The 14,636-nt window shown below is 55.9% G+C and carries 12 protein-coding genes; 2 read left to right on the forward strand and 10 right to left on the reverse strand.

Features of this window, described 5'->3' with window-relative positions; genetic code table 11:
• Positions 1-48 precede the first annotated feature (48 nt).
• From NJQ98_RS06190 to NJQ98_RS06225, 8 genes are all read right to left on the reverse strand, one after another.
• Entirely contained in the window at positions 49-1,611 is a 1,563-nt protein-coding gene (locus tag NJQ98_RS06190; protein ID WP_262177035.1) for an N-acyl-D-amino-acid deacylase family protein, read from the reverse strand.
• A 168-nt stretch (positions 1,612-1,779) separates the two neighbouring features.
• Positions 1,780-3,150 (reverse strand): dihydroorotase, encoded by a 1,371-nt coding sequence (locus NJQ98_RS06195; protein ID WP_262177036.1) that lies wholly within the window; start codon positions 3,148-3,150, stop codon positions 1,780-1,782.
• A gap of 56 nt (positions 3,151-3,206) precedes the next feature.
• Positions 3,207-4,436: a Zn-dependent hydrolase gene (locus NJQ98_RS06200; protein WP_262177038.1), complete on the reverse strand. Its 1,230-nt coding sequence runs from the start codon at positions 4,434-4,436 to the stop codon at positions 3,207-3,209.
• A gap of 358 nt (positions 4,437-4,794) precedes the next feature.
• Complete coding sequence (locus tag NJQ98_RS06205) at positions 4,795-5,517, reverse strand: ABC transporter ATP-binding protein (RefSeq protein WP_262177039.1); 723 nt, start codon at positions 5,515-5,517, stop codon at positions 4,795-4,797.
• 5 nt (positions 5,518-5,522) lie between these two features.
• Positions 5,523-6,287, reverse strand: a complete 765-nt coding sequence (locus NJQ98_RS06210) for an ABC transporter ATP-binding protein (protein WP_262177041.1) — start codon at positions 6,285-6,287, stop codon at positions 5,523-5,525.
• Positions 6,280-7,332 carry a branched-chain amino acid ABC transporter permease gene (locus NJQ98_RS06215; protein ID WP_262177044.1) on the reverse strand — a complete coding sequence of 351 codons (1,053 nt, stop codon included), beginning with the start codon at positions 7,330-7,332 and terminating at the stop codon, positions 6,280-6,282. Before NJQ98_RS06215 ends, NJQ98_RS06210 begins: the two co-directional genes overlap by 8 nt.
• On the reverse strand, positions 7,329-8,204 hold the full coding sequence (locus NJQ98_RS06220; RefSeq protein WP_262177048.1) for a branched-chain amino acid ABC transporter permease: 876 nt from the start codon (positions 8,202-8,204) through the stop codon (positions 7,329-7,331). Before NJQ98_RS06220 ends, NJQ98_RS06215 begins: the two co-directional genes overlap by 4 nt.
• 5 nt (positions 8,205-8,209) lie before the next feature.
• Entirely contained in the window at positions 8,210-9,514 is a 1,305-nt protein-coding gene (locus tag NJQ98_RS06225) for an ABC transporter substrate-binding protein (protein ID WP_262177051.1), read from the reverse strand.
• Between the two features lie 277 nt (positions 9,515-9,791).
• Here NJQ98_RS06225 and NJQ98_RS06230 point away from each other — a divergent pair, with 277 nt between their 5' ends.
• Both NJQ98_RS06230 and NJQ98_RS06235 read left to right on the forward strand, forming a co-directional pair.
• On the forward strand, positions 9,792-11,069 hold the full coding sequence (locus NJQ98_RS06230) for an amidohydrolase family protein (protein ID WP_262177055.1): 1,278 nt from the start codon (positions 9,792-9,794) through the stop codon (positions 11,067-11,069).
• A gap of 87 nt (positions 11,070-11,156) precedes the next feature.
• Positions 11,157-11,951, forward strand: a complete 795-nt coding sequence (locus NJQ98_RS06235) for an IclR family transcriptional regulator (RefSeq protein WP_262177060.1) — start codon at positions 11,157-11,159, stop codon at positions 11,949-11,951.
• Between the two features lie 281 nt (positions 11,952-12,232).
• On the opposite strand, the gene NJQ98_RS06240 is transcribed toward NJQ98_RS06235, so the two are convergent.
• On the reverse strand, positions 12,233-12,955 hold the full coding sequence (locus tag NJQ98_RS06240) for a fumarylacetoacetate hydrolase family protein (RefSeq protein ID WP_262177062.1): 723 nt from the start codon (positions 12,953-12,955) through the stop codon (positions 12,233-12,235).
• A gap of 159 nt (positions 12,956-13,114) precedes the next feature.
• Positions 13,115-13,498: a RidA family protein gene (locus tag NJQ98_RS06245; protein WP_262177065.1), complete on the reverse strand. Its 384-nt coding sequence runs from the start codon at positions 13,496-13,498 to the stop codon at positions 13,115-13,117.
• Between the last annotated feature and the right edge of the window lie 1,138 nt (positions 13,499-14,636).

Raw genomic sequence — 14,636 nt, forward strand, 5'->3', positions numbered from 1 at the left:
TGACCTTCTGGGCAGCACAGTCGGGGATAGAGGGGCAGAAATCTGACCCTATTTTTTAATGGCCGTACCGGGTGTCGCACCAGTCGACTCGCCGTCGCGGACGATGAACTCGCCGTTGACCAAGACGTGGGGCATGCCATCGGGGAACTGCCGTGGGTTGTCGTAAGTGCCGGGATCGTAGACGTGATGTGGGTCGAAAGCGACGAGGTCAGCGTCCATCCCCGGACTGATGATGCCTTTGTCGTGAAGGCCCGCGATACGGGCCGGGAGCGAAGTCATCATGCGGACGGCTTCCTCGACCGAGAACAGGTTCTCGTCACGAGCGTAGTGGCCCAGCACACGTGGATAGGTTCCGTACGTCCGTGGATGGGGTTCACCGCCGAGCAGTGCATCCGTGGCGACCGCCGTCCGTTCGTGTTGGAGGATTTCCTGTACGTCTTCCTCGGCCACGAAGTGGTAGATGCGTTCCACTTCGAGTTCCTCCTCTAAGAGGAGGTTCATCACCGCCACGGCAGGGTCCTCGATAAGTTCTTCAGCGATATCTTCCATGTTCATCCCGATGAGCCGCTGGTTGGCCTCACTGGCGACGCTCGTGATGACGATGTTCTCCCAGTCCGAGATCTCGCGTTCGAGGTGTTCCCGTATCGCCTCCCGGTTGTTCTTGAGATGATCGAGAGTCGCCTCAGGGCCTTCGGACCGGGCCCACGATGGCAAGTCAGCCGCAAGCATCGTGCTGCCGGCCGTGTAAGGATATTGGTCGGCCGTGATATCGACCCCGCGGTCGCGGGCACTTTCGAGGAATCCGATGGCGCGGTCTGCTTGCCCGTGCTGGGGCCGGTGCATCAGCTTGAAATGTGAGAGGTGCAGCGGGATGTCTTCCTCCTTCCCGATGTCGATGAACTCGTCAAGGGCGTTCCAGATGTCGTTGCTCTGATTCCGGATATGGGCGACGAAGGGGCGTCCGTAGTCGCTCAAGCGACCGGCGAGTGTCTGGAGTTCGTGGGTGTCACAGACGACCTGTGGCATGTAGTCCAGTCCCGTCGAAAAGCCGACCGCGCCGTCTTCAAGGGCCTCGGTAACAAGATCTGCCATCTCTTCGAGTTCGGCCTCGCTCGGGGCCCGGTCATCCATCCCCATGACGTTGTATCGGACCGTCCCGTGCCCGACGAGCGTTGCCACATTGGGCGCGACACCGCTTTTCTCGATGGCATCGAAATAGTCGGCGATGCTCCCCCATGTCCATTCACGCTCGGGCCGTCCGTCGAGGCCGCTCAGGTGGTCCTCCCACTCCTCGGGGCCTCCCTGACGGTACATCGGCGCCATTGAGAACCCGTCCTGGCCGAGGAGTTCGGTCGTGACGCCCTGCCTTGTTTTTGGCGGAAGGTTGGAGTCGGCAAAGAGGCGCAGGTCCGAGTGCGAGTGGAGGTCGATAAATCCCGGTGCGAGGATCAATCCCTCCATATCGACCGTCTCCCTCGCGTCGGGTGCAACATCTGCCTCACGATGGACGGCCTCGATCTGGTCGTCCTCAATCGCGACCGCCCCGTTGAACCACGGGGCGCCTGTCCCATCAACTATTCTACAGTTCTTCAGCAGCAGGTCTAGTGACATATACTGTAATCGTCTCGCTGGTCGATTTTCTGTGACACTATACTCCAATTTGGGTTATTATCTTTTATATTTGGTCGTTCAAGCCAAATATTCGAGTGTATCGGTGGAGTTTGGCTATATTAGTGAACGGTAGCCTCTCAGGCAACGCCACACGCCGCGCCCGGCTGGTTACGACCAGTCGGGTACCTCCCGGCTGAGCACGTTCCCGTATCCGGAGTCAGCAATTATCTCTCCGCCATCCGCGACGAGTTCCCCTCTGACAAACGTTTTCTCGACGCGTCCGGTCACCGTGCGGTCCTGGTAAATCGAGAAATCCGCTTTCGAGAGGTTGTCCTCGGCCGTTATCGTGTACGTCTCGTCAGTGTCAAAGAGGACAATGTCGGCGTCGGCACCGGGTTGTATCCGCCCCTTGTTCGGCATGCCGAAGGTGCGGGCCGGCCGTCGACATTTCAGCTGAACGAGCTCAGGATACGAGAGTCCCCGTTTATTGACGGCCTCGTCATGGAACACTGGCAGACCGGTCTGGAGACTGTTGACTCCCTTATGACAGTCCCACCACGCATCGCCCCGTTTCCGGGCTTCGGTAGTGGCAACGTGATCGGAGGAGACAACCGACAGGGTTCCGTCCCGGATGCCATCATACATGGCGTCAACATCGCCAGCCGCTCGAAGCGGCGGTGACATTATTGCTGTGTTACCGAGCTGGTCGTACACAGACCGGTCGAACACCGTGTAGTGGGTGCAGGTCTCAGCGCGGACGTTCGATCCATCCGTCCGATGTGTCTCGATAGCGTCGACAGCAGCTTCTGATGTCGTGTGCACTCCGTAGTACTTCGCATCGGCCTCGACGGCCAGCCGCACGAGGGTATCAGCTGCCATCGCTTCCGCGTAATCGGGCCGGGAGTCCGGATACACGGTCGGGTCGGGCGAATCACGCAGCTGTTCGGTCTTGCTCGTACAGACGGCGTGGTCCTCGGTATGTGCCATCCCGACGGCCCCATGTTCCGAAAGGTGCTCGAACAGTTCGCCGATGAACCCGTGAGATAGCCGGATGCTGTCGGTCGTGAATATCTTGAACGACGTGATGCCAGCCGCAACGAGTTCGGGTAGTTCCTCGAACACGCTCGGGTCCTCGCGTGTAACAACCGGATGGAAGCCAACGTCGATAAGCGCCTCGTCGGCGCGATCCCGATGGCGCTCAACAGCATCGGTCAGCGTGCCGCCCGCCTCGAACTCGCCAGCCTCCGGACGCCATCCCTGCCAGGCGAAGTTCACGAGGGTGGTCACGCCACCAGCTGCGGCGGCAGCAGTGCCGGACTCGTAGGTGTCGAGGGTGTTGTAGCCGGCCAGGTGGACGTGTGGGTCCACGATGCCGGGCATCACTAGCAGGCCACTCGCATCGATCCGGTGGTCGGCCGCTGGGAGCGCTTTTTCCTCCCCGACACCGACGATGGTCCCGTCGTCGATGGCGACGGCTGCCTCGAACATTGCATCGCCCGTCACAACTGTTCCACCCGCGATAAGTGTCTCAACCGCCATCCGCTACGCCTCCGTCAGTGACTGCCACAGTCCACCGAGAGGAGTTCATACCGAGGTCACTCCGCCAGATTGAGTACAGCGTTTGCCAGCGTGTTCGCCGCGCTGTAACAGTCGTCCCAAGAGGTGTACTCCTCCTCGGTGTGGCTCTTGCCGTCCTCGCTGACCGAAAACACCATCGCGGTGTCACAGACGGTCCCAACCTTCGCGGCGTCGTGGACGGCCCCGCTAAACACGTCCAACGAGTCGTATCCGAGCGCTTGGGCGGCATCTCCGATAGCTGTGACTGGCCTCTCGGGAAACCGGATACTTGAGGAGCGCGCCCGGTCCTCCCACTCGTAGTTGACACCCTCCCGGTCAGCAATCGCGGCTGCCTCTTCAAGGACGCGTTCGCGTCCCTCTTCGACGACATCATCACTGGGGTCGCGAATCCCCCACGTCACGGTGACTTCCTCGGGGACGATATTGATTGAGTTGGGCGAGACATCGGCACGGCCGACGCTTGCGACCGTTTCCTTCCCCAAGGTCCCGCCGAGCCGTCGAACCGCCGTGATAAAATCGGCGGCCGCGACGAGCGCGTCCTGCCGATCATGCATCGGCGTTGTGCCGGTGTGTTCAGCCGCACCGTAGAACGTGACCGCTCCCCACGTCAGCCCGACCACGCCGGTGACAACACCGAGATCTTTCTCGTTGTTCTCCAGTTTTGGCCCTTGTTCGATATGCAGTTCGAGCGAGGAATCGTACTCAGTGGTCGGTTCGGCAGGTACGTCACCCTTGTACCCGATGCGTTCGAGTTCATCCTCAAATCGGACGCCCTCGGCGTCGGTCTTGTTGTACTCCGTCTCCAAGTCGAGTTCACCCGTCCAGACACCGCTTCCCTGCATCGCCGGTTGGAATCGGGACCCTTCCTCGTTTGTCCAGTTGACGATTTCGATAGGATGGCTCGTTTCGATGCCCTCGTCGTTGAACGTCCGGATGCATTCGAGGGCTGCGACGACGCCGAGTGCGCCGTCGTAGATGCCACCAAAGGGCTGGGAATCTAGATGCGAGCCCAGCAAGACTGGGTCAGCACTTGAATCCGTCCCCGACCGCCTACCGAACATATTACCCATCCGGTCGACGCGCGTCTCCAGTCCTGCATCTTCCATCGCTTCAAGGAACCAGTCCCGGACCGCTTTATCCGCATCCGACAGCGCCAACCGGTGGAGGCCACCGTCCTCGGTGCCACCGATGTCGGCTTGTGTCTCCATCGTCTCGATAAGTCTCTCTCTGTCAATCTGGATGCTCACAGCTAACGATTTCACGTCTTGGTAAAAATAGTTCCTAATCACGCAGTTCTTAACGCTTTCATCGGTTGGAAATTTTGAAATAGTATGCCTAACAGCGGAATAGGTATACATCCCGGGAGCGCTGTGGCTGTCGGTGATTGCTGTCGATGCAAGCTCCAAACCGACAAGTAACTTCTAACCCTAGATGAGAGGAACCCAATCTGTCGGGAGCCCCGCCGTCTGTTGGTGGCAAGCGGTGTCGGCCAACGGGCCGACAGTTCTTACTCCCGTGATCTATCTGTTCGCCAGTAACCCCGCCGGTGGAACCGTCTGAACCGAGGCAGAGTGAGACGACTGCGAATCCGTCGGTACCTGACTATTATTCTTCCCTATCGACTTTGAGGTACGCCTCGCGTATCTCCGGTCGGTCAAGTATGTTCGCTGCGTTGTCGTCGAACCGCGTCTGTCCATTTTCGAGAACAAACACGTGGTCGGAGTGGTTGACGCCGGTTTTGACGTTCTGTTCTATCATCAAGACCGTGACACCGCGGTCGTTTATCTCCTCGACCTTCTCAAAGATCATGTCGACGGCCTTCGGCGCGAGACCGGCCGTCGGTTCGTCGAGCATGAGAAGGTCAGGGTCAAGCATCAACCCCCTGCCGAGTTCAATCATCTGTTGTTGGCCGCCGCTGAGGTTCCCCGCTGGAGTGTCCGCGTACTCTCGGAGTGCCGGGAAGATATCGAACACCTCATCGATAGCGGCTTCAGTATCGTGGTTGCGGTCAGCGACGTGCGCGCCCAGTTCGAGGTTATCCCTGACACTCATCTCCGGGAACGCGGCATTGCGTTGAAGGACATAGGAGATTCCGGAACGAAGCAAGTCCTTTTGACCTTGATCGGTTATCTCCTCACCGTCGTAGCTAATGGCGCCTTGATTCGGAGACACTAGCCCGTAGATGGTTTTGAACAACGTCGACTTGCCCGCTCCATTGGGGCCGATGACACAGACGATTTCTCCTTCATCGACGGTGAGCGATGCGCCCTTGAGGACAAGGAAGTCCTCGTACCCCGCGTGTACGTCTTCGACTGATAGTAGGGTCATTGGTTTTACTCTCCGAAGTACGCCTCCAAGACATCTGGATCATCAAGTGCGACCGACGGCGGTCCCTGAGTAAGGTTTGTTCCGTTGTTGAGCACGTAGACGTAGTCGCTCAGCGCGTGAACGACATCCATATCGTGTTCGATGATACAGAAAGTCGCCCCTGCCTCATTTAGTTCGAGGATAGTGTTGATGATGTCGTCGACCAGGTTCGGGTTGACACCAGCGGTCGGTTCATCAAGCATGACTATCTCCGGATCCTGCATGAGCGCCGCTGCGATGGTGAGCAGTTTCTTCTGTCCGGTCGAGAGTTCGCCGGCTTTCCGGTCTCGGAGCTCCCAGAGTCCGACCTGGTTTATGAGGTCGTTCATCCGCTCGGTTGTCTCGGCACTGCTGAACAGCGTTCCCAGCAGGTTCTCGTCCTCGTGGTCCCGGTTTGCGACCATATTCTCACGGACCGACAGCTCGGGGAACACCCGGGCCCGCTGGAACGCGCGGGAAACGCCCTTGCGAACGATCCGGGACGTAAACTCGCCGGTGATATCCGTATCGCCAAGGGTCACCTGTCCGTCCGTCGGTTCATGGACGCCCATTATGCAATTAAACAGCGTTGACTTCCCCGCGCCGTTCGGTCCGATAATTCCCACGATCTCGCTGTCCCGCACTTCGAGTGAAACCCCGTCGACGGCAACGACTCCGGGGAATTCCTTCCGGAGTCCGTTGATTTTCAGTACGGGTTCGGCCGTGGTCCGTCGGGTTTCGGTTTCAGTCATCATCTGCCTCACTCCCTGCGGATACCGTCGAAGTTTCCTTGTGTTCGTTGCTATCTTTGATAACCGGTCGTCGCCGTATGAGACCACTCGGTCTGTACATGGATATCAAGATCAGTACCGTCCCGAAGATGACCCAACTGAGACCGGTTTGGGTGCCGCCCAAGAGCGTGCGGGTGTATTCTCGCGTGAAGATGTAGATCGCCGCTCCCACAATGGGTCCGAGTACGGTCCCGAGACCACCAATCACTGGAATCAACACGAACTCGACGTTCCGGATTAACTCCAACAGTATTCGTGGCTCGACGTACAGTACATACTGAGCGAACAGTCCGCCGCCGATACCTGCGATGAACGAACTGAGCCCCATCGCATACATCTTGTACCAGAACGCACTGATTCCGGCGTTTTCGGCGAGTTCCTGATCGATATCTATCGCCTTCAAATAGATACCGAGCTTCGAGGTGTGGAGCCGATAGACCAGTACGGTCGTCCCCAAGGCGAACGCCCACATCACGTAGAAATACATCTGCCGACTATCGAACATGAGCGAAAGCGAGTCGCCGATCTGGGCAATCGGGTACTCTAGCCCGACGGCGCCACCGATCCAGTCCCACTGAAGAGCGATGACATATATTCCAAGCGTCGCAGCGAGCGTAGCGATCGAGAAGTAATGATACCGAAGCCGGAACGTGAGTGCGCCGAGCGAAAGGCCAACGGCAGCGGCGAGGAGGCCAGCGACAATCAGTCCGAGGTACGGCGTTATGCCGTAATAGATGAACAGGATAGCCGTCGTGTACGCGCCGGTTGCGAACATCACGGCGTGACCGAGCGAGATTTGTCCGGCGTACCCGCCGATGATATTCCAGGACTGCCCCAGGCCGACGAACAGCAACGCGTATATCAAGGTATTAATAAAAAAGTAGCTGGTGCCGAGATATGGCAACGCAAGAGCCCCAATAAAAATCGCCGGAATCAGATACGCGAGGGGAATCGACTGCAGGTCGACGCCCTCCCTGAGCTCCTCGGCGGTTTTGGAGAGACTCATCGGTCGGTCACCCAGTTGAGGATGTCCTCACGCTGGTACAGCAACGCACCGATGAGGACGATATAGACGTACAGTTGCTGATACGATGGGTCGAGGAAGGTCGCACCGACATTCTGCACGAGACCGATAACGATGCCACCAATCACCGCACCGAAGATACTGCCCAACCCGCCAAGCGCGACGGCTGCGAACGACGCAATCGTCCATACCCCCGGCGTCGAACTGGGCTGAATGGGGAAGTAGGTTGCAATCATCGTTCCAGCGATGCCCGTGGCTGCAAGGCCGATACCCCACGAGACCGCATAGATACGATCGGTTTTGATGCCGAGTACCTGTGCAGCCTGCTTGTCCTGGGCCGTCGCACGAATCGCTTTGCCTATCGATGTCCGCTCCAACAGGAAATAGAGCAGAACGATAGTTACAATACTCACAACTGCCGTGAGCACTGCCGGATACGATATCGAGATTCCGTACGCGGTAGTACTGCCATCGAAGGCGAAGTCACTTACCGTTCTCGTCGACGGACCGACGAGATAGATGATGCCGTATCGGATTGCTAATAGGAGCCCGAACGTACAGAGAACCTGGCCAAGAACCGGGCCGTCCATCGTCCGTTTGATTATGAAGACGTAGGTTGCGTATCCTACGACGAACATGAGGACAGCGTTGACCGGCAGGAGGAGCAGGGGGCTGACGCTCAGCTCCGCGGTCACCAACAGCGTGACATACATTGCGATGAGCATGTGTTCACCATGCGCAAAGTTGACGATATCCATGACTCCCCAGATCAGTCCGAGGCCTGCTGCGACGAGTCCGTACGCAAGGCCGATCATCAATCCGTCAGCCACAGCCCCTAGTACGAGTGGTATCATGTAGTTCAGCGCTCCGACCAATCGGGAACAGGGTAGGTCATTGCGTCGTCTTGTGCCTGGTCGAACGGCCAGACGGTTTCGATCTCGCCATCATCGGCTTGGACGACGAAACTGAACGCCTCCGTGTTGTAGCCCTTGTCGTTGAATTCAACGGGATACGGAAGTCCGGAGACGTACGGGTCGAGACTCAGCGAATTCAGGCTACTCTGGAGGTCTCCCGGGTCGAGGCTGTCGGCTCGGCTGGCCGCCGCAATGGCGGTGAAAAATTCACCCCATGCGTAGATGTTGCTCCCGTCAAAGGGCGTTCCGGAATTCTCCTCGGCGTAGCTGTTGTAATCGCCCATGGGCGGATGGATATCATACATGTCATTGGAGAAGTCAGAGCCCGAGAAGACGTGCTCTGAGACGCTCTCTTCGAGCACCGACGGGTCAAGATAGGCCGATCCCGGCGTCAGCATCATCTCGGGATAGTATTCCTCCGTCTTCATATCTTCCAGCATAATCAATGCGTCTCGCACGTTAGCCGCGTGGACGATGATATCGGCATCGGCGTCCCGTATCGTTTGTATCTGTGGTGAGAGCGAAGTCACTGACGACGCGTTGTACGAAATCGTCTCGGGGGCCTGTTCGAACTCGTCGCTGTTCTCGATGACGCCTACCATCGAATTGGCAACTTCCGTACCGAAAGTACCGTCTTGATGGATAATCGCAACCCGTTCCAAGTCGGCATCGTATTCGGAGTTCATGTCGCTGGCAAAGTTGAACATAGACTCGCCTTTGACACCAGTGTGGGGCGGCACCTGCCAGAACCAGTCTAACCCACGCTCGGTAAGTCCTTCTCCAATGGCAGTCCCACAAATGTGTGGGACGCCTTCTCGTTCAGCGACTTGGCTGACAGCTTTCGTCGAACCGCTGTAGTAACACCCAGTGAGTATGTCGGCACCTTCGTCAAGTACCAGACTCTCAGCTTCGCTACGGGCCACGTCTGAGTCGCCCTGATGATCTCGCCAGAGCACTTCGACCGTTGCACCATCCTGTCCCTGTATCCCTTCGCCTTCGGCACCAGCCAGCGGGGAGAGGTCCGAACCTTCGTTTACCGCCTGTACGCCTGCACCAACGACATCCTGGAATCGAGTCCCCATCTCGGCTGCATCGCCCGAGAGTGGGTGGAGCGCGCCGATGGTAAGGGTATCCCCGCCACTGGCACCTCCACCCTGACATCCAGCCAAACTGAATGCAGCCGCCGCACCAGTGATTTTCAAGACGTTTCTTCGCGAAGCTACTCGCCCATCTGCTGACTTTTCGGTCATACGGATACTTCTTCAACCAGATTGCTATTTAGGTTTTTTCATCGAATCGGGTGATATTCTATATCTTCTTGGTATCTGTGAGGTATTCCTTATACAGAGTGGTGGTTTCTGTGGCAAAAAGAAAATAATCCGGATAACCCATTGTGTGCTGCCTCAGGAGTTGCAACACCACAATATAGATAGGAGAGAAGCAGAAGTTTGTCCAATTTTGACCAGTATCCCGAAAATATCACTAGCTATCCCAATAGATTTCTATCAAGAGCACCCATACAAGGTCGTGACAGACTACCTGGTGCGGAACGCCACTGACAGGTCAGGGAGCCATATCGATGTAGCGATAACTGACGGCAAAATCAGCAACATCTGTTCCGCCGGCGAAGAGGAACCGACCCGATTCGCACCGGATTCACAGTTCGACGCTGAGGGTTCGCTGGTCACGCCGACGTTCTCCGAGCCACACACGCACCTCGACACGGCGATGACGGTCGAGAAGGCTCGGATCAACGACTCCGGGACAGTCGAGGAAGGCTGGGATGTCTGGGCCTCGGTCCGTGAGGATTTGACAAAATCGGGTGTCAAGCGGCGAGCGAGAACAAACCTCGAATGGTTTCTCAGCAACGGCGTCACCCGAGTCAGAACACACGCGGATGTCACGGCGTCTGACTGGACGGCAATCGAAGCGCTGCTTGAACTCCGTGAGGAATTCGATCCCATCAACGTCGATATCGTCGCGTTCCCCATCGACTCCGTAGTAGACGATTCGGAGACTCTAGACCAAGTCCAGCAGGCGTTAGACATGGGTGTCGATATTGTCGGTGGACTTCCACATAAAGAACGGACGCGCGAACGCGGTGTCGAACACGTTCGAAAGCTCGTCTCCCTAGCCGACAAAAACAGCACGCGGATGGATTTTCATATCGACGAAACCGACGATCCACAGTGTCGGTTCACGGAGGTCCTGGTGGACGAAACCCGCCGGCGCGGCATCAGTTCCCAGGCAACCGCGAGCCACGCGACAGCCCTTCACTCGTATCCAAACACCTACGCCAGTAAACTCATCTACGAAATCGGCCAGAGTGACCTCTCGGTCGTCACGAACCCCTTGGCGAACGCTACCCTCCAGGGTCGATACGATGACTACCCGAAACGCCGCGGCATCACGCGGGTGGAAGAACTTCGTGAGGCTGGAGTAACCGTCGGTATCGGTCAGGATAGCTTGCTGGATTCAACCTACCAGTACGGCGATGGCGACCCGCTGACGGCCGCGCATATGCTTGTTCACTTCGCTCATATGAATCTCAGGCGGGATATCGATGACATCTGGGATATGCTCACCTACGGGAACGCAGACGTGTTCGGTGCAGAAAATTACGGACTAACTGAAGGTGACGAAGGATCACTCATCGTCTTCGGCAGTTCTGATCCTTTCACCGCGCTTCGCACTCGGCGGCCCCGGAAACTCGTACTCAGCGACGGAAAGCCGGTAGCGAAAGGGCGCCGCTCCGTGAGCGTCCGGTCGGACAGTTCATGGGACGAGCTGACGTTAGACCTGTAGTCGGGAGGCGATTGAGAGAGGGGGACTCAAATGGTGTGATCTGCCCAACGCCACAAACTATATATTATTCATGCAGTATTTTCACGTATGGAGAAAGCAGACGATTCCTCTTGGCGAACCTTGCAAACGGTTGAGCGAGCGAGTGAGATCATCCAGACACTCGCAGAGTTGGACGGTGCTGGCGTCTCAGCAGTCGCCGAGCGTCTCGACATTTCGGTCAGTTCGGCACACTCGCATCTCGCCACGCTCCATGAAACCGGTTTTTTACTCCAGCAAGACGGACAGTACCACCTCTCCTACCGGTTTCTCCATCTCGGTGAGTACGTCCGGAACAGTAGCGACCTCTACCGGTGCGGTCGTTCGGAGGCCGACAAATTGGCCGACAAAACTGGTCACTACGTCCACCTCTTCACCGAAGAGAACGGCATGGGCATCAACCTCTATGAGGCACGAGGGGAACACGCAGAGGAGTACGACTACCAGTCACTGAAGTTGCAACGGGGTGAACCACTCCACATCAGTGCTTCAGGCAAAGCGGTTCTGGCAACGCTCCCGGAGGAGGAAGTTCGGGCCCACATCCGTCAGCACGGGTTGGAGTCGTACACTGCCAACACCATCACGGAAGAAACGGCGCTCTTCGAAGAACTGAACCGGACTCGAGAGCGGGGCTACGCTGTCAACGATGAGGAAGAGATTGTGGGATACTGCGCAGTTGCGGCTCCCATCCAAACCGAGGGTGACGCGGCTATCGGTTCAATAAGTGTAGCCGGTCCCACACGGTTTTTCGATAGTGACGCAGACATCGAGGAGATTGCAGACAAGGTCATGACCGCAGCGAACATGACTCAGGTTAACATCAATATGTCCACTCAGGTGGACTAATGAGCCAATACTGATTTCTCGATATGTGAAAAACAGCTATCGGAGCATAAATGAAACACCCTTACTGTGTTTCAAAATATCGGTCATAGCCCCTGGAGACCCAGCTTCAAGAGATAAAAGTTCACCAAGCCGAGCAAATCATGAAATCTCTATTCTCGAAATGAGAATTAGCAATGGTGACTACTCCCGCTGAGGGAACATCTCGAAGTATATTGTGTTGCGAATTGATTACGTACCTGAGAACACGTCCGGAAACAGTGAACGCTGAATAAGCGAAATCGTCAGTTTTGCGGCGCAACGACATCGTTGGACAGTGTCCCGACGCCGTCGTATGTGATTTCTATCGTGTCGCCAGGAGATACCGTGCCGGGATTTGCGGGACTCCCGAACGCGATGGCATCGCCCGGCCTAAGTGTGAATCGTTTTGAGAGATATGAGATGATCTCGTGGGGGCTGAAAAGCATCTGTGCCGTCCTCGCGGATTGTCTTGTTTCACCATTGATGACAGTCTCCATCTCAATATCATGTGGATTGAGGTCTGTCTCAATCCACGGGCCCAATGGCGCGGAGGTATCGAAGGCCTTGCGTGCCGTCCGACCCTGTTGGTCCAGCGCGTCAATATCGTTCATCACCGTGTATCCGCGAACAATATCTGGTACCTTGTCAGGGGCCACGCTATGACATCGCTGGTCAATCACCGCGACGAGCTCCCCTGCATAGGTGAGCTCATCGGACCACTCTGGATACACCACGGGTTGTCCGGGACCGACCAGTGCAGCTGGTGGCTTGAGAAAGAAGTCCGGTTCCTCCGGTCGTTCGTAGTCCATCTGATCAAGAGTCTCAGCGAAGTTCCGACCCACACAGTACAACGCTGACGGGGAACATGGATACGTCAGTGAGCCATCTCGGCCTATGATATATTCCCCGCTATCAGTAGTCAGAATACCATCCTTGTACTGCCCACTGACGACACCCTGGGGGGTTTGCATTCGTGCTAGTTTCATACAGGTCTTCCAGCAGGGAGGCAAAAAGGTCTAGCGGATTGGAAATAAAATGGGGCGTTATTAGTTCCGTATAGCCAAGCAGTGATGTGGTTGACACCTGCTCTGGCTTATTCTCGAGAGCGCGCTGTTCGTTTCCTTTACTGAGATGAACCTAACCGATTACTCGGTTTCTACTTCAGCGATTACCTCAATTTCGACATCGAATGGCCCAGGCAGTTCGCCGACTTCAACCGCACTTCGAGCAGGGTATGGGCTACTCATATATTGGCCGTATACTTCGTTGACAGCATCGTAATTATCCATATCGGTCACGAAAACGGTGGCTTTGACTACATCGTCAAGCGAGGCGCCACCGGCTTCAAGAATGGCTGCAACGTTCTCAAGCGTGCGCTCAGTCTGTTCGCCAATATCCGCCGAGACAACCTTGCCCGTGTCCGGGTCAAGCGGCCCCTGTCCAGACACATAAATCCGATCGCCATCGCGGATACCTTGGGAGTACGGACCGATACTTTCCGGTGCATCGCTCGTGGACAATTCGTCCATACACTGAACACTGGCTAGTTGTATGAAAGTCTATCGGATTATTTTCTGTTCCAAGTGGAAATATACCGAAAAGGAACATTGATTGCAACAAAATCCGATAACTAATCAGCATTTGCCAATATCCACACAGCTGCATTTCAACAGACACATTGGAAGGAATCACACAGCTGGCCGGTGAAAAGAGGAATAGAACACACCATCTCGCTATCGTTGCTGCCCAAAACGAACATAGGGCAATCAGGCTCCACTCTGTTCCCCTTCGATTGAAGGATTTTCGTTTGTCAGTCTGCTGCCGGCGCTGGTGAATCCGACATAGACGATACCCACAAGCGCCATGTACAGCATATTCAGACATATGTGAGAAACTATTACTTTCAAATACAATCTATATTTTTGATAACCTGGGCGTCCAACGCTCTCAAAAAGCAGTCCATAATTGGGTGCAGAAAGCTCATTTACAGCCAGTCAACGGCAAATCTCCGAATCAAATTGCCGTAGACGAAACCATGATTCAAATCAATGACCAGCACTTCTGTCGGTATGCTACCGCTAATCCGAAAATGAGTAAATCCTCGATATACGCCTTTTCGACCGCTAGAACCGCAATCTCTGAAATGTCTTTCAAAGAACTGTGGCAAAAACACGATGTCGAAACCGCCGCTTTTCTCGTCGATAGCGCGAAACATCTCCAAGCTGCACTGCAACGATCAGAGCTCCGATTTCAGATAGAACACCACGGAAATCAAAACAGCATTCAACATGTCTTCTGAAAAGTAAAACGATAAACCTTCTATTTTCTAAACTGTTCTTGTCACGTTGAACCAACCACAGCTAAAAATCAACTCCGGGGTTTCGTTCACTGGCACAATGCTCTAAACTAAACACCATCCACCGAGAAGAGAACACGCGCACTATAGAATGATCCCTACTATTGATGCCGTTGAATCTCATCGCGAACGACAGTCCGGATCTCCTGCCCGGAGAGAATTGTATCAGCGGGGATATCCGGTTCCAGTTGGCCTTGTTCGGCTGGAGGAAAAACCGACTCAATACACAGATACGCCGCATCCTGTCACGACCTCCTAGCCGGTCACCCGCCACAGACAGCCTCAATTCTCATAAACCCCCCGTCCGACCG

The sequence above is a fragment of the Haloarcula laminariae genome (assembly GCF_025457605.1).
GTDB classification, from domain to species: Archaea; Halobacteriota; Halobacteria; order Halobacteriales; family Haloarculaceae; genus Haloarcula; species Haloarcula laminariae.

Bases quoted from the DNA above. Each gene is read 5' to 3' on its own strand.
- NJQ98_RS06235 (WP_262177060.1), top strand. From the start codon at position 11,157: ATGGAGAAAGCAGACGATTCCTCTTGGCGAACCTTGCAAACGGTTGAG.
- NJQ98_RS06190 (WP_262177035.1), bottom strand. From the start codon at position 1,611: ATGTCACTAGACCTGCTGCTGAAGAACTGTAGAATAGTTGATGGGACA.
- NJQ98_RS06195 (WP_262177036.1), bottom strand. From the start codon at position 3,150: ATGGCGGTTGAGACACTTATCGCGGGTGGAACAGTTGTGACGGGCGAT.
- NJQ98_RS06220 (WP_262177048.1), bottom strand. From the start codon at position 8,204: ATGATACCACTCGTACTAGGGGCTGTGGCTGACGGATTGATGATCGGC.
- NJQ98_RS06240 (WP_262177062.1), bottom strand. From the start codon at position 12,955: ATGAAACTAGCACGAATGCAAACCCCCCAGGGTGTCGTCAGTGGGCAG.
- NJQ98_RS06245 (WP_262177065.1), bottom strand. From the start codon at position 13,498: ATGGACGAATTGTCCACGAGCGATGCACCGGAAAGTATCGGTCCGTAC.
- NJQ98_RS06210 (WP_262177041.1), bottom strand. From the start codon at position 6,287: ATGACTGAAACCGAAACCCGACGGACCACGGCCGAACCCGTACTGAAA.
- NJQ98_RS06205 (WP_262177039.1), bottom strand. From the start codon at position 5,517: ATGACCCTACTATCAGTCGAAGACGTACACGCGGGGTACGAGGACTTC.
- NJQ98_RS06215 (WP_262177044.1), bottom strand. From the start codon at position 7,332: ATGAGTCTCTCCAAAACCGCCGAGGAGCTCAGGGAGGGCGTCGACCTG.
- NJQ98_RS06225 (WP_262177051.1), bottom strand. From the start codon at position 9,514: ATGACCGAAAAGTCAGCAGATGGGCGAGTAGCTTCGCGAAGAAACGTC.